We start from the raw sequence: 22,634 nt of genomic DNA, 5'->3' as shown, positions 1-22,634 counted from the left end.
TCCTGTTCAGCAGCCAGTCCAGCAGGATTAGCCGTCCCCGTACGGCGAGTGCCACCCACTCACTGGGCCTACTCGACCTCCTGCGCCACTCCTCCATCGTCATCCCTTTCCTTCCTTTGCAGGGCTCCTCGGCGAGGCCGGGGGCGGAGCCGGTAGACCCCCGCGGGAGGTCTACGGACTCGGAAGGAAAGGGGCGAACCCTGGGGAGCGCTACGCCGAGAAGCCTAATCCGTGCGCCGCCTTTAGGCGGCAGTACAAGGCACGCCGCAAGGGGGACGAGTACATCCACCTAGCGACATAGTCGCAGGCCAACGTACGGGTACTTAGCTGGCGAAAATACCTCCTCACCTCGGACTGTATAAACCGAGGCGGTCAGGTTCCACGCACGCAGGTGCCCCCTGTAAAGCCTTGGACAGAGTTAGTGTGACTTCCATCACATCCGGTATTGTCGCCGAGGGTAAGACGGAGAGGACCCAGAAGCCGCACGGCTCCAGTCTTTCGTCCGTGCCGGTGGTCGAGGATCGCCGGGCAGCTCATCGCTGGCCCGCTCCACCCGCTCCAGGCAACTGTGCAGCTACATCGTCATCAGGCGTGGCTCGATGAAGGGCGGCGCCCAAGAGCGCCGCGACGCGTTCGGCCGCCGGTCGATTAGGTCGTCGTTAATGCCTTATGAAGGGCGGCGCTCACAAGCGCCGCGGCATCGAAGGGGTGCAGGACGACACCGTTGGGGTCATAGCCTCGATGAAGGACGGCGCTCGCAAGCGCCGCGCGTGTCACGTCTATCGCGATCAGGACATCTGGGGCACGCCTCTATGAAGGGCGGCGCCACGACCACCGCGACCGGACTCCGTCAGAGCGGCCTTCATGCAGCGGCCCTCGCCTCGATGAAGGGCGGCACCGTGAGCGCCGCGACTACGAGACCGTGATCGGCACGCCCCAGCTGCTCATGCCTGGATGAAGGGCGGTGCCCATGAGCACCGCGACTCTTACAAGGGTTTCGGCCTCCGCGTCGTGATGGAGCCTCGATGAAGGGCGGCGCCCACAAGCGCTGCGACCTGGCAACCTTGGTCCTGCCGGGCCAGTCCGTCCCCGGGCCTCGATGAAGGGCGGCGCTCAGGAGCGCCGCGACTCTGGTCCTCCCATAGGAACGCAATGTCCCGGTCGTCTCCTCGATGAAGGGCGGCGCCCACGAGCGCCACGGCTGGAACACTATCGCTCATGTCCGGGCTGCTTTCCCGCCGTAATGAAGGGCGGCGCACAACGCCGCGTCCGCGGGACGAGACCTAAGACGCCGGAACGGTCAAGCCTCGATGAAGGGCGGCACCCACGAACGCCGCAGCGATGCCCGCGGTCAGGTGGACCGACCTGCCATTGCCTCGATGAAGGGTACGCCTGCAAGCGCCGCGACTGGCGTTTCCGAGCCTGGTCCTTGTATTTCCTCGGGCCTCGATGAAGGGCGGCGCCCACGAGCGCCGCGACACCTGTTCCCCGCGGAGTCGACCACGGCGAACATCCTGCCTCGATGAAGGGCGGCGTTTCCGAGCGCCGCGTACCTGGTGCCCGTCTTCGACGAGCGCGAGTACGACGAGCCTCGATGAAGGGCGGCGCCTACAAGCGCCGCGGCGGCCTCGACGGCCTTATACACGCAGACCGTGCGCTCGCCTCGATGAAGGGCGGCACCCAGGAGCGCCACGACGGGATGTGTGGCGGCACATCACCCAGCAGCGCACCGGGCCTCGATGAAGGGCAGCGCACACATACGAGCGCTGCGATCCCGTAAGGTACACCAGCCCGTCGATCTTTTTCTGGCCTCGATGAAGGGCAGCGCCCACCAGCGCCGCGACTTCCGCCAGGAAGTCGTAGGCGGACCCCTGCACGAAGCCTCGATGAAGGGCGGCACCCGCAAGCGCCGCTACTGCGTGTCTGGACCGAACCTGAAACTGGCGGCGAAGCGCCTTGATGAAAGGCGGCGCACACGAACACCGCGACCAGGTCCCATGATTGCCGGATCAGCCGGTCACCGTGGCCTTGATGAAGGGCGGCGCCACCAGCGTCGCGACGTGCGTGACGACCCCACGGGGATCGAGATGACGAAGCCTCGATGAAGGGCGGCGTTTCCGAGCGCCGCGACCTGGTGCCCGTCTTCGGCGAGCGCGAGTACGACGAGCCTCGATGAAGGGCGGCGCCCAGGAGCGCCGCGACCCAGTCAGCAGGATCCGAAGACGGGGCTTCATCGGGTCGCCTCGATGAAGGGCGGCGCTCAGGAGCGCAGCGACGGCGAGGTCGCCGGGATCTGCGGCTACGCCGAGGCGCCTCGATGAAGGGCGGCGTCCACGAGCGCCGGGACTGCGGCCCTTGGCCTGCTGAACCCAGTGCTGGCGGCCTCGATGAAGGGCGGCACCAACGAGCGCCGCGCGCACCAACGCCACCATGGTCTTCACAGGCACGCCCTCGCCTTGATGAAGGGCGGCGCCCAGGAGCGCCGCGACTCGATGGTGGTGACGTGGCCGGCCGGAAGATGGACGCGCCTCGATGAAGGGCGGCGCCCAGAAGCGCCGCGACGCGTCCGGATCTGCCAGGCGCCACTCACGATCGAGCCTCGATGAAGGGTGGCGCCCAAGAGCGCCGAGACGCGATCGCGGTCGACTTCGACGGCGTGATCCACGCACCTCGATGAAGGGCGGCACTCACGAGCGCCGCGACCGAAGGCCGGCTCCGTGGAGATCGAGTTCAACCAGGAGCCTCAATGAAGGGCGGCGTCCGCGGGCGTCGGTCACGGCCGTTGAAGGGCGGTCATTGGCGCCTGCCGATCGGGTGGAGTTGGCCGGTGCCCGCTCGGCGTTCCGGGGCTTTGTCGCTACCGGAAATGGTCACGGGGAATGTAATGATCGCGGTCACTCCGCGAGCGTTCAGCCACAAGCGAGGGATGTCGTCGGGTGCTTGTCCGTGGGCGAGTGCGGCGGCGACGGCTTGGAACTGCGCGGAGGCGAGGATGCTGCGAAGCCGCGCGGGATGCCACGGGATACGCCACAGAGGGACGGCGAAGTGCTCGGAGCGACTGTTGCGTACGGACACGCTGGTCAAGGCTGCTCCACCGGTTCGGAGGGCGATGTGGATCTGGGAAATGCCCCACAGCGCGCACCACACCACGGTGTTGTCAGCGGGGCCCGGGGCGTCCAATCCGGTCGCCGAACGGCTGTCGGGGGCGTCGCCGGACAGTTCATCGCGTACGTGATGCCCGAGGAGCCCGTCGAGGATCTGGCTGTGCGTCCGCTCGGCAACCTTTTCCGCGATCTTGCTGAGGCGGCTGCCGATGAATTCCGCTCCGGTATTACGCGGCTGCATCTCGAGCCGGTTGGCCGCATCGTCCTGCAACCGTTTCCCCGTCCTGTCGAACCGCCAGTAGGCCGGCTCGCCGAGAGCGCCGAGAAAGCGGAGGTCGAGGTCCGCGCGGGCTGTGGTCAGGGTGTCGAGCACCTTGTGGCGCCGGTTCTGGAGTTCCTGCCAGCCGTCGTCGGTGGCGATGGCGGTTAGGCGGGGGCTCATGAGGCCGCGCGGTGTGCCGCCGAGGGTGATCGTCTCCTTCACCCAGTCGCACTTGGAAGCGTGAGCTTGGACGATACGCCCGGCGGCATCTGGGTCGATGTTCAGGTGAGGGCGCGGGCTCATGCCTGTGGTCCAGGAGATGCGCAGGTCAGTGTGGCCGGCGTCGGAGCAGATTGCGGCCAGGCCGTACAGGGCCAGGTGGGTGATGAGGCGGCGGGGGTCGCCGCCGAGAGTGATGCCGCTCATGATCCCTCGCTGGACACTTGGCCATCGGCGGCCCGTAGTAGCGCCTCCAGGTAGGCGCAGCCCCACACGCCAAAGGTCGAATGGGTTCGCTCGATCAGGTGGTCCCACTCGCCCTCGTCATAGAGGAGCCGGGCCAGTTCCCGATAGGTGTCGTCCCCGGTCAGTTCCGTGGCGGTGTGGGGGAAACCGTGGCGTCCCTGGCCATGGCTTGTGCCCACGAGACGGGCAACGAGGTCGCGGTCGCCGGTGGGGAGATGCGCGAGGGCACTCCAGCAGGCGAGTACGGACAGTTGCTCATGCCGCCACCCTGCCGGCAGGCCTGATTGAGCTCGCGCCTGGGTGATCTGCCGCAATGTGCTCATATCGCTTTTGGCCAGGGGCTGCTCGCTCGTCCGCTGGGGGTCCAGGCTGAACTGGAACCGTGGATCGGCTTTCCCGTCGTCGTGGTGGAGCCCGGCGAGTTCCAGCAAGGTGCTCAGGGATTCCAGGCCGAGCTGGTCGCTGGTGATCCGGGCCCGTTCGGCGACGGCGGCGGCATGGGCTTGTAAGGGGACGCGCTGTCGGGGTGTCCACTGCTGACGGGCGGTTTCGTCGTGCACCATCCGTCGGTTGTCTGTGATGAGGAGGGTGGCAGGTGGCTCGCCGAGCAGGTGTACCTCGAAATCCTTGAGCCTGGCCTTCCTGAGGACTTGGATTGCGGCCCGTACTTTGTCCGCCACGGGTTCGGCCAGCACCGGGGTGAGCTTGTCCAGTGCGTCGGCCAGGTCGGTCCGTGCCCGACGACTGTCGAGGCCGTCGGTGCTCATGAGGGTAGTCGCGACGGTGAGGACATGGGCGATTGCCGTCCTGGTCTCGTCGTCATTGCATGTGGCGGGGTCAAGGAAGGGACCGTGGCCAAGCCGGAAGACGAACTGACCGGTCTCCGGATCGGCGGGGCCTTCCAGCACATCCGCCGCCGCGCAGGAACCGGTCTGGTCCACCACCGGCATGCCGTCGATGACGGTGAAGATGGAAGAGCTCGCGTCCACCACGACGATGTCGCCGGGACGCAGATCTCCCGTGGAGTAGATCGACACCTCGTCGTCCCGGACGAGGAAGACGGGCGTGGAGATGTCGTCGATCCTCTTTCGGCACGTGTTGATCCTTACCGGGATCGCCTCGTAGTCGAACGGTGGGAGTGCTCGGAGCAGTTCGATGGCCGCGACCGGGTCGGTGGGCAGACCCTGTCGTACGACGACTCCCACGTCGAGGTCTTCAGCGAGGTTGTCGGACAGCCAAAGGTCCAGATCGGCGGTGGCGAACAGTTGGTCACTGGTGCGCGCCCACATCCAGGCGTCGCCCAGCTCGGCACGCTGCAACAGCGTACGGTGTCGGCGCTGGCTGGGTGGGGGATCCTCCCGCAGCGCCCACGGGGCCAGCCCTCGTGGGTCGGCCTGACGTCCGTGCAGCCACGTGAGCGCGGCATTGACGTCTTCGGGTTGGTACGGCGCGGTGTTGGCCTTGTCGCCGACGTCTTTTTCGGGCACCACCATGACGATGCGGGTGTCGGCGCGCTTGCCCCGCCGGTTGACTCGGCCAGCGCGTTGCGCGATCGCAGAACCGGAGGCCGGTTCGATCAGGGCGGCGGCCCAGTCGAGGTCGACGCCAACCTCCAGACTCTGCGTGGAGATCAGGAAATCGACCGCCGGGTTACCATCTGCGCTCAGCAAGCCCGGATTGGTGTCCCGCAGCCGGTCCAGGTCGTACGGGCGCAGTCGGCCGCACACCAGGCGCGTGACGCCACGCTTACCGAGCAGCGCGGCGAGATCCGTCGCGGTCGCCACGTTGTTCACGAAACAGCCGATGGTGGGGCCGTAGGTGTCGCGCAACCTCGTCGCGCATTCCACCATCGATGCCAGTGCGGCGGTTCGCGGGGTGCCTTTGGCCGGGATGGGCCAGGTCGGCAGCTTTAGGAACTCGACGGGCTTGGGGGTGCGTAGCCGCTCCTCCAGGGTTGGGCTCTCGGTGAGGTCGGCCTCGTCCACGTCGACCATGACCATGGCGCCGGGCTCATCCGGGGTCGCGGTCGCCTCCACAACTTGCAGCACGGGCACGGGCAACGGCCGATCGCTGATCGCGGCGAGCTCCGCCACCCGCCGGGCCGTTCGGATCAGTTGCCGAGACAGGTGCGCCTCGTCCACGACCACCGCCGAATCGAAGGCGAGCAGCCCCGCCTCCCGAGGCCGGGAGGAGGAGCTGGAGCCGTACCCACTGAAGAGGAGTCGGCTGCCCCACATGTCGGGTGTCGCACAGATGATCTGGCAGGCGGTCGCGTCGTCGCGCCAGGCGCGCGGCGCCGGCATCCCACCGCGCAGCCTGGTGACCATAAGGGGGGATACGGCATCCGCGGTGATGCGCAGTGACCGCAGGAGGTGGGCGACCTCGGCCAGGATCTCGCTGGACGGATTGCCGAGCTTGTCACGCACGCCGCAGGCGTGCTGGTACTGATCGTCGACCAGTACCCGCCGGTCCACGACCATCGATAGGCGGCGCGGCAGCCGGGGTGCAGCACCCGCCGCCATCAGCGCGACGCTGAACACATGAATGTCGATCACGCTGGTCTTCCCGGCGCCGGTCGGTGCCCCGATGACATCGGGCCACCTGCCGTCCTCGACGAGGCCCTCCAGGAGTCTGCGCTGCCAACCGAACGGTCGGATGCCGTCGTGAGGGATCCCATCCCCGCTGTTGACGGCGGAGAAGAAGTCATCGAAGTCGCTGATGGACAGAGTCATCGGGTTACCTCTTCGGCGGGGACGTCCTCGGGCACGAACAGCCCGTTGCCCAGATGCCGGGCCTGGCCGATGGCGAGCAGCCCCCGGGAGGGGGCCAGGTCAGCGAGGTCGATGATCGCCCGATAGGGGCGCAGCGGCAGCCCGGATGGGATCTTATGGACGAACCGGCTCAAGTCGCCATCCCGGACCGGCTCGGCATTTGCCACGGTGAGCCCGCCTCGCCCCACGGCTTCGGCGACCTCTCGGTACCACGCACTGCCCTTGCCCGCGGGGATGCCCAGCTGGTCCCGCAGCACCAGGCCCACCGACAGCCGGATGGCGTCGGTCAGTGTCCAGTTCCTGCCCTGGCCATGCGTCTCCGGCACAGCGGCCGGGACAGTGCGCCACAACCGGACAAGCCCGTCGCGTGGCGCGTCCCAGAACTGGTCCGCGCGCTGTTCCGGGCGTGCGGTCAAGGTCAGACGCCGGCCGGGGCGGATCTCGGTGAGCGCTGCCCATGCGTCCTTGATGACCTGGTAGTCCCCACCGTCGATGTCGGATGGCAGCATCAGGGCGAACACGGATTGTGAGATCCACCCGCAGGCGGATGCCTCCCGCTCGGTGAGGATCTGGATTGCGCACCGGTTGGCCGGACGTTCGACCCCGGGCGCGTACACCCCGGTCAGCACGGGGGGAGCGCCGTACCCGATCATCTTGATCAGGGCCTTATGCATAGTGACCGCCCAGCGCACCCGATCAGCGTCGCTGGTCAGCGGCATGTCGACGTCCGCGAGCAGTACCTGGCCCCACGGGCCGCTGGGAGGCGCCGGCTGGCGGGAAGCGTACCTGGCCGGAGCGATGGCTTTCGTGACCCGCGTCGGCCTCACATGGGTCTCATTGCTGACCAGCCGGTCCTTTGTGGCGGCAGGAGCCTTGGCATTGTCGGTCCGATAGGCGGCCAGGAGGGCCTCTGCACGACCTTGCTCCGGAACGTCCAGGTCCAGATCACCTCTGGCGTTGTCCCACCAGTCCGCATCCGGGACCAGGTCATGAGTGGGCTCGGCCGTACCGACACGCATCCGCACAGGCGTCTCTGCCATGCCCAGGTGTGACACGTCCGCGCACAGGGCCTCGATCGGCTCGCGGAGCGAGGCAGGGGGGCCGACCTGCCATGTCCATGCGTAACTTCCGTTCACCGCGACTGACCCCAGCGGTTGCGGTGTTCGGGAGAAGACCCGCCCATGCCGGCGCGTCTCCAAAAGGCGAATCCGGTAGGCCAGCCCATCGGGCTGGTTCACCGACAGCGGGGGCACACGAACTCCGTCCGGCGGATGAGTCTCCAGCCACCGAAGCGCGGCCATATCCGCCTCGCAGGGACGCAGCAGCTCGCCGTCCTGCTCGGCCCGCGGTCCGCTCGCCGCCGCGCACAACAGCGCCGCCGCCAGCCGAGCCGGCGAGGGAACCGAATCGATCTCACCGTCACCCGTGTGACCGTGGTAGGTGCCGAGCGGAAGCTCGGCGATGATGGCGTACGGCACAGCCGATCACTCCCCGTCGGCCGCGTCACCAGCCACGGCGCCCGCGACGATCGCGGGGTTTCCGTCGACCTCCAGCACCGGACCGTTCCATTGAACGCCAGCTACCTGCTCGGCGTGCGCCAACGCCTCCGCCAGCAGGGCGTCTGCCTCCTTGATGCCGAGCGGTTCGAGACTGATCGTCTGGCCGCCGCGCTGATCCATGGTCACCCTGGTGGCATCGGCCTCGAGCAGGTCGCAGTTGGCCCGCAGATACAGCTCCGCGTCCGAACGGGCCAGCCCGTTGAGCGCCAACGCCGCCAGCAGCGCTCTGCACGCCTGATCGCCCTCCGCGCCGGCGCCGAATCGCATCTGGCGCAGCGTGGCGAACGACAGCACGTGGCTTCGGATGATCCGCTCGCATGCGACACCGGCCAGTTGGTTGAGCGTGGGCGGAATTCCGCCCAATCCGAGAGGCGACGCCGAGATCAAGGTCTTGTCCTTGGTCGCTTTGTCGGCCTCCTTGAGGAGCTTGTCCGCCGTCTTCGGGCTCAGTTCGCCGTTCTGGCGCTCCACGATCTCCCGCAGATCCTTGCCCGTCAGCAGCATCTGCATTCCGACTCCGTCGACGCGTGCGCCGCCACGCAGTGACGGCTCTCGCTCGCGGCAGAATCCGATGATCTCTCCGACCAGGGCGCTGCGCCAGCGGCCCTGCCGCGCCCTTCTGCTCGAATCCCAGCCCCCGTATACGAGTGTGATGGGACTGGCATCCAGCAACGCCCGAGCGTTCGCTGGCGAGGCGTCGCGGATCGCACGGTATTCCGGCAGGTCAGTAACCGGAACGCCGGCCTTTGTCGCAGCGCGGATGTGGCCGTCATAAGCCCTGTGCGGAAGAGTGAGATCCGAGTACCTCTCGACCCGCCCATCGATCTCGTACGTGACGACGATTCGCGGCATCCGTGCCAAGACGGGGTTCCCGTCCTCAATGGCCAGCGCCAGCCCCGCCTCCGCCCGATTGAGTTGGCTCTGCTTCGAATCAATGATCACCGCGGTTCGCAACTCCCCGCCGAAGTACCGCCGCTCGTAGGCGTAGACGCTCTCCTTGCCGCGAGGGGCCGCGAACTTGGCCGGAGCCACCGCCTGGTGACTCCCTCCCGCAGGGGCGAGTTCGGTCGTGGACGTGAGACAGCTACCGCCTCCCGGGGCGGTCGCGCGTAACAGCGTGTCCAACGTGATCGAAGACAACCTCAGCTCCTTGACTTGAACGGAAATGTCGCACCCGGCTGCTATCACCGGAGGCGGGAGATGAAGGCCCGCGAAGCGGGCGACGAACCATCCCGGGCTAAATCACGCAGAGACGAGAGGCCTAGATGAAGGCGGGACGGGGTTGAACTTACTGGTTACCACGGAGAGATGAGAGGTATTTCGAAAAATCTCCTACCGCTGCGCGTCAGACCATGCGCTGAACGAGCCCGCTGATCAAGCGAAGCCAAATCAAGGATGTGCTGGCCCGGCGATCGAGCACCCGATGACCCATATCCCGACTAGGAACGTCGTCGCGTCGTATGCGGCGACCATCACTTGCCGGAGGGCGTCGGACTGGCCGTGGGTGATGCGGATCAAGATCAGCATGCCGATCGTGCACAACAACGGTCACGCCACCTATTCGGCGAGTCAGGCCGTCAGCGGGATCTTCGCCGACCCCACCCGTCGGCTCAGCGCCGGACAGCGCCACAGAATGCGTTCCTGCCGATGACCGACTAACAGATCACTGCGGTCAAGCACGTCGCGGTGACGCCCGGGCAGCGGCCGGTCATCGCTCTGGCCGTCGTCCTTTGCATCTGGCGATTGCCTTCAACCTCAGCTCGGCGACCGCGATCGCCCACGCCGGCATCGCCCGGCACCTGCTCGAGCGACCCATCGAACCGCCACCGCCTCAGCCGAGGCGCCCGCCGCCTCCCACACTGGCACCCGATGCCGACCGCCGTCCCCGGCGTGAGTCGCACCCCGAATGTCGGTTCCGGTTGAAGACTGACCCTGTGGTTCCGGCGGAATCGTGACCCACCCCCGACGCTGGTGAGGTGTTGAAGGTGGAGGACTGGGCGGAGATCCGCCGGTTGCATCGGGCTGAGGGACTGGCGATCCGAGCGATCGCCCGCAGGCTCGGGATCGCTCGGAACACGGTGCGCAAGGCACTGGCCTCGCATGAACCGCCCCGGTATGTGCGATCCGGGAAAGGATCGATCGTCGACGCGGTCGAGCCGCGGATCCGGGCGCTGCTGGCGGAGTTCCCGGACATGCCGACCTCGGTCGTCATGGAACGGGTCGGCTGGAGCAGGGGTAAGACGGTGTTCTTCGAGCGGGTGCAGCAGCTGCGACCGCTGTATCGGCCGGTCGATCCGGCCTCCCGCACCGAGTACCAGGCCGGCGAGCTGGCCCAATGCGATCTGTGGTTCCCGCCGGTCGATGTCCCTTTGGGGTTCGGGCAGAGGGGCCGTCCGCCGGTGCTGGTCATGGTCAGCGGCTACTCACGGATCATCAGCGCGGTCATGCTGCCCTCGCGCAGAGCGCCGGACCTGCTGGCCGGACACTGGAGACTGCTCAGCGAGTGGGGCCGGGTGCCGAGGGCCCTGGTGTGGGACAACGAGGCCGCGATCGGCCAGTGGCGGGCCGGGAAACCGCAGCTGAGCGAGGCGATGACCGCCTTCCGCGGAACGCTGGGTATCAAGGTCATCCAATGCCGTCCGGCCGACCCGGAGGCCAAGGGCCTGGTCGAACGCGCCAACGGCTATCTGGAGACCTCATTCCTGCCCGGCCGGTCGTTCGTCGGCCCGGCCGACTTCACCGCCCAGCTGAGCGATTGGCTGGTGCGGGCCGGTACCCGTCATCACCGGCGGCTCGGTTGCCGGCCGATCGACCGGTGGGAGGCCGACCGGGCGGCGATGCTGCCCCTGCCGCCGGTCGCGCCGACGGTGGGATGGCAACTGAGCACCCGCTTGCCCCGCGACCACTACGTGCGGCTGGACTCCAACGACTATTCGGTGCACCCGTCGGTGATCGGCCGGCGAGTCCACGTGACCGCTGACCTGGACCAAGTCGTGGTCACCTGTGACGGCGCCGCGGTGGCCCGCCATGACCGCTGCTGGGCCGACCATCAGACCATCACCGACCCTGCCCACCAGGCTGCAGCGGCGCAACTGCGTCAGGCGCGGCACCTGGCTGCGCTGCGCCCGCTGCAGACCGCGGTGGAGCAGCGGCCGTTGTCGGACTACGACCGGCTGCTCGGCCTGACCGATGAGGAGATCGCCGGATGAGCGCCCCGACCGGCAGCAAAAGCACCGGCAGGAACGTGGCCAGTGAGATCGCCTATCTCACCCGGGCGCTAAAGGCTCCCTCCCTGGCCGCAGCGGTCGAACGGCTGGCCGAACGCGCCCGCTCCGAACAGTGGAGTCATGAGGAGTTCCTGGCCGCATGCCTGCAGCGGGAAGTCGCCGCCCGCGAAGCCCACGGCGGTGAAGGCCGCATCCGCACCGCCCGCTTCTCCGCCCGCAAGTCGATCGAGGAGTTCGACTTCGATCACCAGCGGTCCCTCAAACGCGAGGTCATCACCCACCTGGGCACGCTGGACTTCATCACCGCCAAGGAGAACGTGGTGTTCCTCGGCCCGCCCGGCACCGGCAAGACCCACCTGTCCATCGGGCTGGGGATACGGGCCTGCCAGGCCGGGCACCGCGTCGCCTTCGCCACCGCCGCCGAGTGGGTGGCGCGTCTGGCCGAGGCCCACCAGGCCGGACGGCTCCAGGGCGAGCTCGTCAAGCTCGGCCGCATCCCGCTGCTGATCGTCGATGAGGTGGGTTACATCCCCTTCGAGGCCGAGGCGGCCAATCTGTTCTTCCAGCTGGTCAGCAGTCGCTACGAGCGGGCGAGCCTGATCGTGACCAGCAACAAGCCGTTCGGCCGCTGGGGCGAAGTCTTCGGCGACGACGTCGTGGCCGCAGCCATGATCGACCGCCTGGTCCATCATGCCGAGGTCGTCTCGCTGAAAGGCGACAGCTACCGGCTCAAGGACCGAGACCTCGGCCGTGTCCCCGCAGCCAAGACCGACAACTAAAGATCAAAACTTCGGGTGGTTCAAAGTTCACCCGGAACAGCCGGGTCACGATCGAGCCGGAATTGACACCCGAACCCGACGCCATTGCGACCCTGGAACGCCGAACAGCCGTGGGTTCCTGCTGAAGAACCTTCAGTCACCGTGAACCCGCCGCACTCGAAGCAGCAAGATATGCATAAACCATGCTTACGACTCCCGGGGCGGCGGGAGTCCTACGACCGGGCGCGGTCGTGCAACGAGTGCGGGAGCAACGGCGTGTGCGCGGCGAAACCCGAGCCACATCAGAGGCTCTACGGAACTCGGCGCGGTTCAAAGACCCCGGACACACATGGTCGACGGAGACGAGGACAAGTGGTGCCAGGCGCGAGCCGCAAGCGCATTCGGCCGTTGGCCGGGGCGGTGGTCTTGGTGACCCTCGCCTTGGCCGCGTGCCAGCCTTACCGGGACGAGATCTTCAACATCGTCAACGAAACTGGCGAGAACGTCGTGGTCACCTGGAACAGAGGCGACCTGTACGCCAACCTTCCTCCCGGCGGATCCATCGAGAAGATTCCGCCGCCAAACCGCTGCCGGGTCACTCCCCTGCCCGACGACCGGTTCACGGCGACGACGGAGACCGGAAAGCGCTACACCTACGGGCGGCCCATGTGCCCCGGAGAGACGTGGCACATCCGCAAGCCTCTTTCATCCTGAAATCGCAGCTCATAGCCGGTGAGGCCAGCGATCATCGGGGCCCTGGCCGCGCCGACCGTAAGCAGTCCAGCACCTCTTGCGATTCTAGAGTCGTGACCGATCTCGAGCCTGTGGATCTGGAGTTGCTCGCCGGGACCGCCGCAAGGATTGATCCGCTCATGCAGGGCGTCCTCGTCAGTGGGGATGTGAAGCAGATACGCGGCTTCGTCCTCGAAGCAGCGTGGAACTGTATGGAGCGGCCGTACTTCGAGCACCTGCGGGGGGTAGGCGGGCTCTACCGTGCCTGGATGGAAATCGACGACATTCTCGACGGCTGGCCCGTCGACTATGGGGCGGACACCGATGACCTGGTCATGCGCGAGTTCAGACTCGCGGCGCGGGAGTGGCTGGACATGCCGCGGACTGAGACCGGGTTCCGGGACTACGTGCATCGGTGGGAGAGGCGGGTGGCGGAAGACACCTGGCCCGCACCCGGAGGAGCCCATTGGCGGCAGCGGCTGGCCTCACCTGGCGATCGCGACGACTCCCGCCAACTTTGAGATCTTCACAACCTGATGACGCTTGGCTTCGTTCGCGAGATTGGGCGCCAGATGTTCGCGACTTTCGGCGCCACGTTGCTGGCGCCGCGTGCCGAGATGTTCGTGAGAACTGGCACCACTTGCGGATCTTGCCCGCCGGTGACGTCGGCGGTAGCTCCGGAGCCCCGTTCACCTCCGTGCAATCACTCATGGACCGAGCCGGGTGCGAGTGCGCGGATCTGCCGATGAGCGCGCACCCCTGGCTTTCGGAGCGACGTCACGTGACGAGCACGGCGGTGAGCATCGAGAGATACGACTCATGGGCGAGACGCAGGCTGTCAAGGTCGGACGTCTCGAACCACGCCACAGCGTCATGCTCGTCCGGCGCGGCGTTGACGGGTGTTCCGGTCCACCTGTCGACCAACCAGATTTGCATGTCGAACGTCGCGGTCCGGATCTCATGCATCGGCGGGCTGGACGGCTCCGATGCCGTGATTGCCAACTCCTCCCGAAGCTCGCGGACAAGGCTCTCTTTCGGATCCTCCCCCTCCTCAACATGACCGCCCGGTAGGTCCCACACGTCGGGATACCAACGGCGCCCGGCGCTTCGATGACACAGCAACACCCGATCGCCGTCGCGAAGAACTGCCGTCACAATCCGGACGGGACCGGAGTCGTCAGCGGAGATCGTCATCGGCACATTCTGATCCATGGGGATCTGCCGCAGACAAGGCGCGCCCCGCCGCCGACACCCCGTCACCGTGCGTTAGCGGTGCGCTGGCAGACGACAGGCATATCCCGCCCCCACCGAGGGGTGGCGCCCAAACTTACGAACATCGAGGTCGGTGAAATTCCGCTGGTGCCGAAAATCAGCGAGATCTGATGCCAGAACTCACGAACAAAGCCAGACGCTGGTCAGCAGAGATAACAGAAGGCCGGGTTGACGCTCCCACGCCCCATCCAGGCAAGGGAGCGTCCGGTAGGCGGCGAGCGCCCAAGGCGCGACGTTCAAGATGCATGCAGTGTCGGTGACCGGCATCAACCGTAGTGTTCGCCGAAAGATCGAAGTTATCCGGGGCGCGCTTGATCTGTAGCGGCTGAGGTTCCGGCTGAGTTGCTGCGCTTCCGGTGAGATAGTCACCCGAGGTAGTCTGTCGGTGACGCCGGGAACCGCGGGTTCCTGGAAGCCGTGAGGCCAGGTGACCTGGGGCATGACCGGGAGCCTGGCCTGGCGCTTTTCAGGGTTCGGATCAGAGCACCCTCACGGGGAAGTCGATCACCCTGTCGCCGAGAATCTCCCGGTAGCGAGGGTCGCCCAGCTTCTCGGCGCGGACGGCGCCGGCCACGATGTCGGCGACCCACAGTAGGGCCTCGCCCGCGCCGGGCAGATGATCGATGCGGAAGCGGGTGCCCTTGGGCAGTGTGTAGCGGGCGTGCTGCACAGTGGTGACGTCCCTGGTGTTGAGCGTTGGCTGGCGGGCCTCCATGAACAGTTGCTCGACTCCGAACCCGTGCAGTTCGAGCACCAGTTGGTGAAGGCAGTAGGCGCGGGCGCGCTCTTGTCTGCGCTGATGGACCGGAGACCCGACCGCAACGACATGCAACCCGTCGATCTCGGCCACCGTGTAGGCCAGCTCCAACCGCTCTTTGTCATCGCGGGCGACCCAGTGCAGCTTGGCCGGGGCGTGCCGGGCCTGCGCCTGCAGCATCTGCGCACGTGCCGACTCCTGCGCGGAAGCGGGGATGATCACGGCAGCGATGATGTAGAAGCCGGCCGTGTCGTGCTCCTGAAACGACTCATCCGCCCAAGCGGTGCTCACCCTCACGCGGCATCGTCCCCCGGGGGCCTCCTCGGAATCGGGCCCGCAGCACCTCGTGGTCGGCGATGACCAGGAACCCCGCACGGTAGACCCCGATCGTCGCCCGCGGCATCTTCACGATCGGCTCCCAGCCACGGTCACTGTGCAACAGGTCCGTGCCATGCAACTCCTCCGGGACGACCCCGTACGCCTGCCCGGCGCCGGCCACGACCTCGTCCAGGGCGCGTGTCAGGGAGATCACCTGGACGTACGAGACCGGCAGCGCAACCATGGAGTAGCGGTCGCGGGTGTAGCTCTCGTCCACGTACGCCAGCAGCACGTCACACAGCGTGACAGACCCCTGACAGCCTCGGGCGGAATCCGGCGGTCACTCGGTGAACACGCCTCGGGGTGACCTGGGATGAAACGGCTACGATCACTGCGAACCGGACTGGCGGATAGTGATGTCGAGGCCGGTGCCACCGGGAAGCCGTGCTCAGCCAGTTGGCGGTTCACGTGCCGCGTCATCCGGGCCACCCGGGCGGGGTCGGCCTGCCGGGCGCGTTCGCGCAGCAGAGCCAGCGCGCGCTGGTCGGTGATGTGCTTTTCGGTGACGGCGTCGTTGAAGACCGCGGTCACGCTGGCGGCCTTGCCTGCCGCGACGAGGTGCTCGGCGTATTCGAGGATGCCGGCGTCCACGGTGATGGTGATCCGGACCTTCCTGCCTCCGCGCATGCTCGCAATCCTGCCTCGGCGATGACGTCACGGTGCGGGCAACGCCGTACGGCCAGGGTCGGCGGCGATGGAGGGGAACAGGCAGGGGCGCCGTCGGCGGCGGGGGCCCAAGCGGCGCCGCGTCGTGCAGTTCTCGCTCGACGACGGCGAGTACGCCGAACTGGAGGAGGCCGCCGCCCGCGACGGGCTGTCGCGCGGCGCGTACGCCGCCAACGCCGCACTGACCGCCGCACGGGGCCAGGCCGGGCCGCAGGTCCCCGTGCTGCGGGAGGCGCTCCGTGAGCTGATGCGGGCGAGCGAGCAGGTCCGCAAGATCGGCGTGAACCTCAACCAGACCGTCGCGGCGCTGCACGCGACGGGGGAGGTCCCGCCGACCCTGCGCCTGTACGCCGCGGCCTGCATGCGATTCGTCGCCCGCCTGGATGAGGCGGCGCACGCCGTACTGAAGAAGATTCCATGATCGGCAAGGTGCGGCGCGGCGGCCGCGTGGCCGGGCTGCTGCGCTACCTGTACGGCCCGGGGAAGGCCAACGAGCACGTCAACCCGCACCTGGTCGCCGGCTGGCGGGGACAGGACGAACTGGAGCCGCCGCCGCGCGCGGACGGCAAGCGCGACTTCACCCGGCTCACCACCCTGCTCCGGCAGCCGTGCGCGGCCATCGGCGAGGCCGAGCGCGTATGGCATTGCATCGTCCGCGCCGCCCCGCAGGATCGGGACCTGACCGACGCCGAATGGGCGCACGTCGCACGCGAGGTCCTGCACCGCGTTGGGCTCGCGCCGTACGGGCAGGAGGCGGAGGCGGTGCGCTGGGTCGCCGTCCACCACGGCGACAACCACATCCACATCGTCGCCACTCTCGCCCGGCAGGACGGCGGCAAGGCCCGCACCTCCAACGACTTCTACCGGCTGCGGGAGGCCTGCCGGGCTGTGGAGGCCGAGCTCGGCCTGCGCCGTACCGCGCCGGGGGACCGCACCGCGGCCAAGCGGCCGACCCGGGCCGAGCGCGAGCAGGCCGGGCGGCGCGGCTGGTCGCAGATCCCGCGCGAAGGCCTGCGGCGACAGGTGGTCGCGGCGGCCGCGGGCGCGGCGTCCCCCGAGGACTTCCTCGCCAGGCTGGCGCAGGCGGGGGTGCGCGTCAGGCTGCGACGGCGCGACGACGGTGAGGTCGTCGGGTACGCGGTGGCGCTCGACCACCACCGCACCGCCGCCGGCGCCCTCGTCTGGTACGGGGGAGGGGCGCTGGCCCCCGACCTGACCTGGCCCAAGCTGCGCGCCCGCTGGCGACGTACACCCCAGGACGAACTCCGGGAGAAGGTCGCGACCGCCGCTCGTGACGCGCACGACGAACAGGAGTTCTTCCGCCGCCTGGCCGAGCAGGGCGTGCTCCTACGGCTGCGCCACAGCCAGACCAACCCCGGCCAGGTCACCGGATACGCCGTCAGCCTGCCCGGCATGACCCATACGGCCGACGGCGCCGGCGGGGGAAGCGGGGAGCTGATCTGGTACGCCGGGGGCCGCCTTGCCGGCTGGCTCACCCTGCCCCAGCTACGCCGGCTGTGGCGTACCGGCGAGGCCGGCTGGACACGAGCCGAGCGAGAGGCACTATACGGCCAGGCCGCACAGGCGGCGTCCGCCGCGGCAGCCCGCATCAGGGACGATCCGGCCTCGGCCGCCGACGCCGCATGGGCCGCCGCCGACGCCCTGCGCATGGCCGCCACCGCGCTCGGCAACCCGGTCCTGGCCAAGGCGGCCGAGGAATACGAGCGCGCCGCCCGCGCCGGCTACGGCCGGATTCCGGCGCCGTCGCCGGAGGGCGTACGGCTACGCTCCGCGGTCCGGCTGCTAGCCCTGTCGGGCGCCATGAGCCGGGACACGACGCTCGCCGGCATGGTCCTGGTCGGCGTGCTGGCCTCCCTCGTCAATGCGGTCGCCGACCTGCGCCGAGCCCAGCAGCACGCCGCCCAGGCCGCCGCCGCCCGCCAGGCGGCGAACCGGCTGCTCACCCAGGTCACGGTGTCGGCAACGCCTCCCGCTCACCCTCAGCCCGTACGGCTGCTCCAGGACCCTCCCGGGCAGCCCGGCAGCACGGTCAGGGAGCCCCGGCATGGATGGTGAGCACTACGACGACCCGATGCGCGAAGCGTTGGGACGGGCGTCCGGGCGAACGGCCCAGCTGACCTCGTTTGTCGCGGTCGCCGTCCAGGTGGGAGTCGACGTCGCGCGGCGCCAGGCCGAAATCGCGCAGGCCCGTGACCTCGCCGCCCGACGGGAGCTGGAACGGCAGGCGCACGCCGTACGGCAGGCCGCTCGATCCCGCTGGGCGCCGGCGCACGACGCGCGCTGGCTCGGCGAAGCCGACCTGCTCGACGTCGGCAAGATCTGGAGCGCCGCCGTGCCGCACGCCGCCGACGACCCAACAGCCGAGGCCGCCGTGCGTAAGTGCGAGGAGCGGCTGCGCACGCTGCACCCGCAGGCGATGGCGGACTACGACCAGCTGCGCGCAGACGGGATGAGCCGACTGGAGGCGATGCATCAGGCCACCCCGTCGTTCTCCCGAGACGCCCGTGGCCCCGCCCCGCGTCGCGCGGCGGTCACCGTCGGCGTGGGCCACGAGGCGGTGTTCGACAACTTCGAGCACGGCCCCTTCCGTGAGGACTGGGAACGCGCCGCTGAGCAGCGCGCGCACGGACTCTTGGACGAGTTGGGCGCCTGCCCCGGCGCCGCTGCACCCACGGACGAGGAACTGCGGCTGGTCCTGGAGAGCCGTACGAACCTGCCACTGCAAGCTGTCAACGTTGCGCTAGCCACCCGGACCAGTACGGCGGCAGCTCTGGCCGCCCTCGACCACCCAAACACGATCGACCAGGTGGTGAAGTCCGCCGTCGACGACCCCGCACCCATCTCAACTTCCCCGGTCCATCCCATGCGCCACGAAGCTTCTTTGCCCACAGCCAATCCGCCTGCTCCATGAAGGGAAGACGGCTCACCTCACGTGGACTCGAGAGCGTTACCAATGCGCGGTGATGCCCGCGGCTGACCCCCACGTGCGTGGGGAGGACCTTCGAAGCTGCCAGAGATCGCCACGTCAGACCGGCTCACCCCCACGTGCGTGGGGAGGACACGGAGGTCGGCGTGGCGTTCCACCGCACGGTCGGCTCACCCCCACGTGCGTCGGGAGGACTTCTGCGCGGCGATGCCGGCCCATTCGGCGGTCGGCTCACCCCACGTGCGTGGCGAGGACGGGAGCGGGTACTGGGCGTCGATCTCCGCGACCGGCTCACCTCCACGTGCGTGGGGAGGACTTCCAGCGCGTCTATCTGTGCGACGGCCCGGACGGCTCACCCCCACGTGCGTGGGGAGGACAACCGTACCCAGACACGGTCGCCGACCTTGAACAGCTCACCCCCACGTGCGTGGGGAGGACGGCCCCAAAGCCACCCCTGCGGGTGCCCCAGCGGCTCACCCCCACGTGCGTGGGGAGGACTTCCCGGATTGGGCCGACGATGAAGAGTAAGACGGCTCGCCTCACGTGCGTGGGGAGGACTCGAGGGACCGCTGCCAGTCCTCGTACTCCTTCGGCTCACCCCCACGTGCGTGGGGAGGACGACAGCAGGCCCCGACGCGTGAGGCGTCGGGGCGGCTCGCCCCCACGTGCGTGGGGAGGACTCCAGGATGCCCTCGCGAGCGGCCCAGACGTCCGGCTCACCCCCACGTGGGTGGGGAGGACGTCGGGATCATCGGCAGGCTCGACCGCCAGGACGGCTCACCTCCACGTGCGTGGGGAGGACGCGTCCCCCCTGTAGATCGACCACGGTTTCGCCGGCTCACCCCCACGTGCGTGGGGAGGACCGCACCGTCGACCCCACCTGCGGGACCGGCCACGGCTCACCCCCACATGCGTGGGGAGGACGTCGGGATCACCGGCAGGCTCGACCGCCAGGACGGCTCACCCCCACGTGCGTGGGGAGGACGATATCGAGAACATCAAGCGGTATCCCGACATCGGCTCACTCCCACGTGCGTGGGGAGGACAGAAGTTCCTTGACCCGGGCCCGGCCCAGGTCCGGCTCACCCCCACGTGCGTGGGGAGGACTAGTATCCGGTGCTGAGTCACTCGGCGGAGACGGCTCACCCCCACCTGCTTGGGGAGGACGTGGCCACCGTGTGGGTCGCCCTGGTCGCCACCGGCTTACCCCCACGTGCGTGGGGAGGACACCGACCCCGGGACCGGCTTCCCGTGGGACCACGGCTCACCCCCACGCGCGTGGGGAGGACCTGTCCCAGCCCTCGTCCTCCCAGGCGCGGTACGGCTCACCCCCACGTGCGTGGGGAGGACAGGTACAGGCCCTCCCGCTCCGCCGGGGACAGCGGCTCACCCCCACGTGCGTGGGGAGGACACGTATTGAAAAAGAGACTCGACCCATCCGGACGGCTCACCCCCACGTGTGTGGGGAGGACTTCATCTGCTGGTCATGCAAGTACAGCGGGAACGGCTCACCCCCACGTGCGTGGGGAGGACTCGGAGCAGATCAGGATACGCACGCTCGGGTCCGGCTCACCCCCACGTGCGTGGGGAGGACGCCGCCCTTGAGGACGAGTACGCCATCGCCTGCGGCTCACCCCCACGTGCGTGGGGAGGACCGACGGACCTCTACAACCCCATACAGCCCCAGCGGCTCACCCCCACGTGCGTGGGGAGGACGTGCGCAGCGGGTCGGACGCGGGGCTGGCTTCCGGCTCACCCCCACGTGCGTAGGGAGGACGCGGCGACGCGCGTGCTGTCCCGGCCGCGGGGCGGCTCACCCCTACGTGCGTGGGGAGGACCAGAATGCGGAGCTGGGCAACGGAGTAGAAGGCGGCTCACCCCCACGTGCGTGGGGAGGACATGCCCAACGTCCACAAGCTCCCCGCCAAGGCCGGCTCACCCCCACGTGCGTGGGGAGGACGGCGCCCAGAAGCGTCTCCACAGCCGTGGAGGCGGCTCACCCCCACGTGCGTGGGGAGGACGAGAACGGGGTGAAGATCTCGTTGGGGTCGCCCGGCTACCCCCACGAGCGTGGGGACACACACACTTCGCGACCTGCTGTTTCTACAAACGCACTCGCATCCTGGAAGCAGGCCTAGCGGTGCCGATGCGATCGCAAGCTTGGGTCTCGTGCTCATCCGGATAGCCCGGATGACGATGATTCTGTTCTCAAGCAAGCCTTCATTGCGGTCCATTCGACTGCGAAGGGCTCGGATCGTACTACGTCATTGATCCTGATCAGGTCCGCAACTGCGCCTCGCCTCGTACCCATCTCACCGACACCGATCGGCGGCCCACGTGACATGTCAATCCCGACGTCTACAGTGTTAACCCATAGGCTTGGCGTCGGCTGGGCCTGATTGAGACTGTGATGCGAGGTGACGTTACCCGGGCCGGAATACCCCAAGCCAGTTCCGATCCCGGGTCCTGTCCGCCCCGACCACCTCCGGCCGCCGTCCCGTCATCACTGCTGGGGTTCGGATCGCCGCCGCCATCAGCTGTGGTTATCGGTCTGCCGCTCCCTGCGATGTCGACGACACGTGAAAACTGGATCAGGCACACTTTCCGTGATCGGACCCCGGCTGAGCTGATCACAGTTCAGGTGTTCTAGCCAGTAGCTCGCCTCCCAATGGCGACGATCTGCGGCGTGTTGATCAGTGAGATGGTCGCGGTCTTGTTTCCCCACCTCGCCCGCGTGCGCATCGACCAGGTGTTCCATGCGGGAACGACGGTGCGAATCCGAGCCAGAACCGGCACCATGGAGGCCGCGTGCCCGGACTGCGGGGTTCAGTCGCGGCGCAGGCACAGTCACTATGAACGGCGGCTGTCCGACACCGCAGCCGGCGGCCAGGAACTGCTCATCCACCTGCGGGTACACCGATTCTTCTGCCGTAATCCCACGTGTGCGAGAGCGACGTTCGCCGAGCAAATCCCCGACCTGACGGTGCGATACGGCCGCCGCAGCATCCCAGCGGGCAAGGTGTTGCAGGCGATCGCGCTGGCGCTGGGCGGTCGCGCCGGGGCCCGGCTTACCCAGCGCCTGGCCACCGCAGTGAGCCGGACGACGCTGATCAGACTGATCCGCGGCCTGCCCGAGCCGCCCCTCCTGGCGGGCCCACAGGTGCTCGGCGTGGACGACTTCGCCTACCGGCGGGGCCACTCCTACGGCACCATCCTGATCGACATCTCTACCAGCACGGTGGTCGACGTGCTGCCCGACCGTACGGCCGACACCCTCGCAGCCTGGCTGCACGCTCACCCCGGCGTCGAGATCGTGTGCCGGGACCGGGCCAGCGCCTATGCCGAGGGCACCGCCCGCGGCGCACCGCATGCGATCCAGGTAGCAGACCGCTGGCATATCTGGAGAAACCTCGGCGAGGCCGTCGAACGCACCCTCACCCGCCACCGCCATCACCTGCCGTCCCTGATCCCCACGCTCACCGCTCAGCGCACACCTGCTCCACCTGCGCAGACGCCCACCCCGCCTCGGTCGCCCGCTGACCGCGATGACCGGATCGCCGTCCGCACCCGGGAACGGCATGCCGTCGTTCACGCTCTGCTGAAGCAAGGCCACGGCGTCCGGGAGATCGCCCGTCGGCTGAACCTCGGCCGCAACACCGTCCGGCGTTTCGCCCGCGCCGGCAGCCCCGAAGACCTGCTCGTGCACATCGGCACCGGCCAGCGCCCCAAGGCACTG

16 protein-coding genes and 1 CRISPR repeat array are annotated in these 22,634 nt (G+C 68.3%); of the genes, 9 read left to right on the top strand and 7 right to left on the bottom strand.

What is annotated here, in order from left to right:
* Positions 1-1,739 precede the first annotated feature (1,739 nt).
* A complete protein-coding gene (locus tag HCK04_RS38605) occupies positions 1,740-2,105 on the top strand; it encodes a hypothetical protein (RefSeq protein WP_142652479.1) in 366 nt (121 codons plus the stop codon).
* Between the two features lie 688 nt (positions 2,106-2,793).
* On the opposite strand, the gene HCK04_RS38600 is transcribed toward HCK04_RS38605, so the two are convergent.
* Genes HCK04_RS38600 through cas7u form a run of 4 tightly spaced genes read right to left on the bottom strand, consistent with a single transcriptional unit; the run spans position 2,794 to position 9,349 of the window.
* Complete coding sequence (locus HCK04_RS38600) at positions 2,794-3,792, bottom strand: hypothetical protein (RefSeq protein ID WP_142652478.1); 999 nt, start codon at positions 3,790-3,792, stop codon at positions 2,794-2,796.
* Positions 3,789-6,563, bottom strand: a complete 2,775-nt coding sequence (gene cas3u, locus HCK04_RS38595) for a type I-U CRISPR-associated helicase/endonuclease Cas3 (protein ID WP_142652477.1) — start codon at positions 6,561-6,563, stop codon at positions 3,789-3,791. Before cas3u ends, HCK04_RS38600 begins: the two co-directional genes overlap by 4 nt.
* Entirely contained in the window at positions 6,560-8,080 is a 1,521-nt protein-coding gene (gene csb2 / locus HCK04_RS38590; RefSeq protein ID WP_142652476.1) for a type I-U CRISPR-associated protein Csb2, read from the bottom strand. The genes cas3u and csb2 overlap by 4 nt, the downstream gene beginning before the upstream one ends.
* 6 nt (positions 8,081-8,086) lie before the next feature.
* Positions 8,087-9,349, bottom strand: a complete 1,263-nt coding sequence (gene cas7u, locus HCK04_RS38585; protein ID WP_260617557.1) for a type I-U CRISPR-associated RAMP protein Csb1/Cas7u — start codon at positions 9,347-9,349, stop codon at positions 8,087-8,089.
* Positions 9,350-10,137: 788 nt separating this feature from the next.
* Here cas7u and istA point away from each other — a divergent pair.
* The 4 genes from istA (at position 10,138) to HCK04_RS38565 (ending at position 13,399) form a co-directional block, all read left to right on the top strand.
* Complete coding sequence (gene istA, locus HCK04_RS38580; protein ID WP_142652474.1) at positions 10,138-11,370, top strand: IS21 family transposase; 1,233 nt, start codon at positions 10,138-10,140, stop codon at positions 11,368-11,370.
* On the top strand, positions 11,367-12,167 hold the full coding sequence (gene istB / locus HCK04_RS38575; RefSeq protein WP_142652473.1) for an IS21-like element helper ATPase IstB: 801 nt from the start codon (positions 11,367-11,369) through the stop codon (positions 12,165-12,167). The genes istA and istB overlap by 4 nt, the downstream gene beginning before the upstream one ends.
* A gap of 354 nt (positions 12,168-12,521) precedes the next feature.
* Positions 12,522-12,860: a hypothetical protein gene (locus HCK04_RS38570; protein WP_142652472.1), complete on the top strand. Its 339-nt coding sequence runs from the start codon at positions 12,522-12,524 to the stop codon at positions 12,858-12,860.
* 92 nt (positions 12,861-12,952) lie between these two features.
* Positions 12,953-13,399, top strand: a complete 447-nt coding sequence (locus HCK04_RS38565; protein WP_142652471.1) for a hypothetical protein — start codon at positions 12,953-12,955, stop codon at positions 13,397-13,399.
* 256 nt (positions 13,400-13,655) lie between these two features.
* Here the strand turns inward: HCK04_RS38565 and HCK04_RS38560 are convergent, their stop codons facing one another.
* The 3 genes from HCK04_RS38560 to HCK04_RS38550 all read right to left on the bottom strand — a co-directional run bounded on the left by HCK04_RS38560 (position 13,656) and on the right by HCK04_RS38550 (position 15,517).
* Positions 13,656-14,072 carry an NUDIX domain-containing protein gene (locus tag HCK04_RS38560; protein ID WP_142652470.1) on the bottom strand — a complete coding sequence of 139 codons (417 nt, stop codon included), beginning with the start codon at positions 14,070-14,072 and terminating at the stop codon, positions 13,656-13,658.
* Between the two features lie 556 nt (positions 14,073-14,628).
* Positions 14,629-15,129 carry a hypothetical protein gene (locus HCK04_RS38555; RefSeq protein ID WP_260617556.1) on the bottom strand — a complete coding sequence of 167 codons (501 nt, stop codon included), beginning with the start codon at positions 15,127-15,129 and terminating at the stop codon, positions 14,629-14,631.
* Positions 15,130-15,175: 46 nt separating this feature from the next.
* Positions 15,176-15,517, bottom strand: coding sequence for a hypothetical protein (locus HCK04_RS38550; RefSeq protein ID WP_142652469.1), 342 nt, complete (start codon positions 15,515-15,517; stop codon positions 15,176-15,178).
* A gap of 462 nt (positions 15,518-15,979) precedes the next feature.
* Here HCK04_RS38550 and HCK04_RS38545 point away from each other — a divergent pair, with 462 nt between their 5' ends.
* The 4 genes from HCK04_RS38545 to HCK04_RS38530 form a co-directional block, all read left to right on the top strand.
* Positions 15,980-16,372 carry a hypothetical protein gene (locus tag HCK04_RS38545; protein WP_142652468.1) on the top strand — a complete coding sequence of 131 codons (393 nt, stop codon included), beginning with the start codon at positions 15,980-15,982 and terminating at the stop codon, positions 16,370-16,372.
* Positions 16,369-18,027: a relaxase/mobilization nuclease domain-containing protein gene (locus HCK04_RS38540; protein WP_142652467.1), complete on the top strand. Its 1,659-nt coding sequence runs from the start codon at positions 16,369-16,371 to the stop codon at positions 18,025-18,027. Before HCK04_RS38545 ends, HCK04_RS38540 begins: the two co-directional genes overlap by 4 nt.
* Entirely contained in the window at positions 18,017-18,883 is an 867-nt protein-coding gene (locus tag HCK04_RS38535; protein WP_142652466.1) for a hypothetical protein, read from the top strand. The genes HCK04_RS38540 and HCK04_RS38535 overlap by 11 nt, the downstream gene beginning before the upstream one ends.
* 59 nt (positions 18,884-18,942) lie before the next feature.
* Positions 18,943-20,979: direct repeats of the CRISPR family, unit length 29 nt; unit sequence CGGCTCACCCCCACGTGCGTGGGGAGGAC.
* A gap of 587 nt (positions 20,980-21,566) precedes the next feature.
* The coding region (locus tag HCK04_RS38530) for an ISL3 family transposase (RefSeq protein ID WP_142652465.1) at positions 21,567-22,634 on the top strand (1,068 nt) is incomplete at its 3' end.

It is taken from the genome of Microbispora sp. CL1-1 (assembly GCF_012034195.1).
GTDB lineage: Bacteria > Actinomycetota > Actinomycetes > Streptosporangiales > Streptosporangiaceae > Microbispora.
Note: the sequence above shows the minus strand (reverse complement) of the source record. Positions and strands in the feature narration are given on the sequence as shown.

Bases quoted from the DNA above. Each gene is read 5' to 3' on its own strand.
- HCK04_RS38605 (WP_142652479.1), top strand. From the start codon at position 1,740: ATGAAGGGCAGCGCACACATACGAGCGCTGCGATCCCGTAAGGTACAC.
- HCK04_RS38600 (WP_142652478.1), bottom strand. From the start codon at position 3,792: ATGAGCGGCATCACTCTCGGCGGCGACCCCCGCCGCCTCATCACCCAC.
- cas3u (WP_142652477.1), bottom strand. From the start codon at position 6,563: ATGACTCTGTCCATCAGCGACTTCGATGACTTCTTCTCCGCCGTCAAC.
- istB (WP_142652473.1), top strand. From the start codon at position 11,367: ATGAGCGCCCCGACCGGCAGCAAAAGCACCGGCAGGAACGTGGCCAGT.
- HCK04_RS38560 (WP_142652470.1), bottom strand. From the start codon at position 14,072: ATGACGATCTCCGCTGACGACTCCGGTCCCGTCCGGATTGTGACGGCA.
- HCK04_RS38545 (WP_142652468.1), top strand. From the start codon at position 15,980: ATGGAGGGGAACAGGCAGGGGCGCCGTCGGCGGCGGGGGCCCAAGCGG.
- HCK04_RS38540 (WP_142652467.1), top strand. From the start codon at position 16,369: ATGATCGGCAAGGTGCGGCGCGGCGGCCGCGTGGCCGGGCTGCTGCGC.
- HCK04_RS38535 (WP_142652466.1), top strand. From the start codon at position 18,017: ATGGATGGTGAGCACTACGACGACCCGATGCGCGAAGCGTTGGGACGG.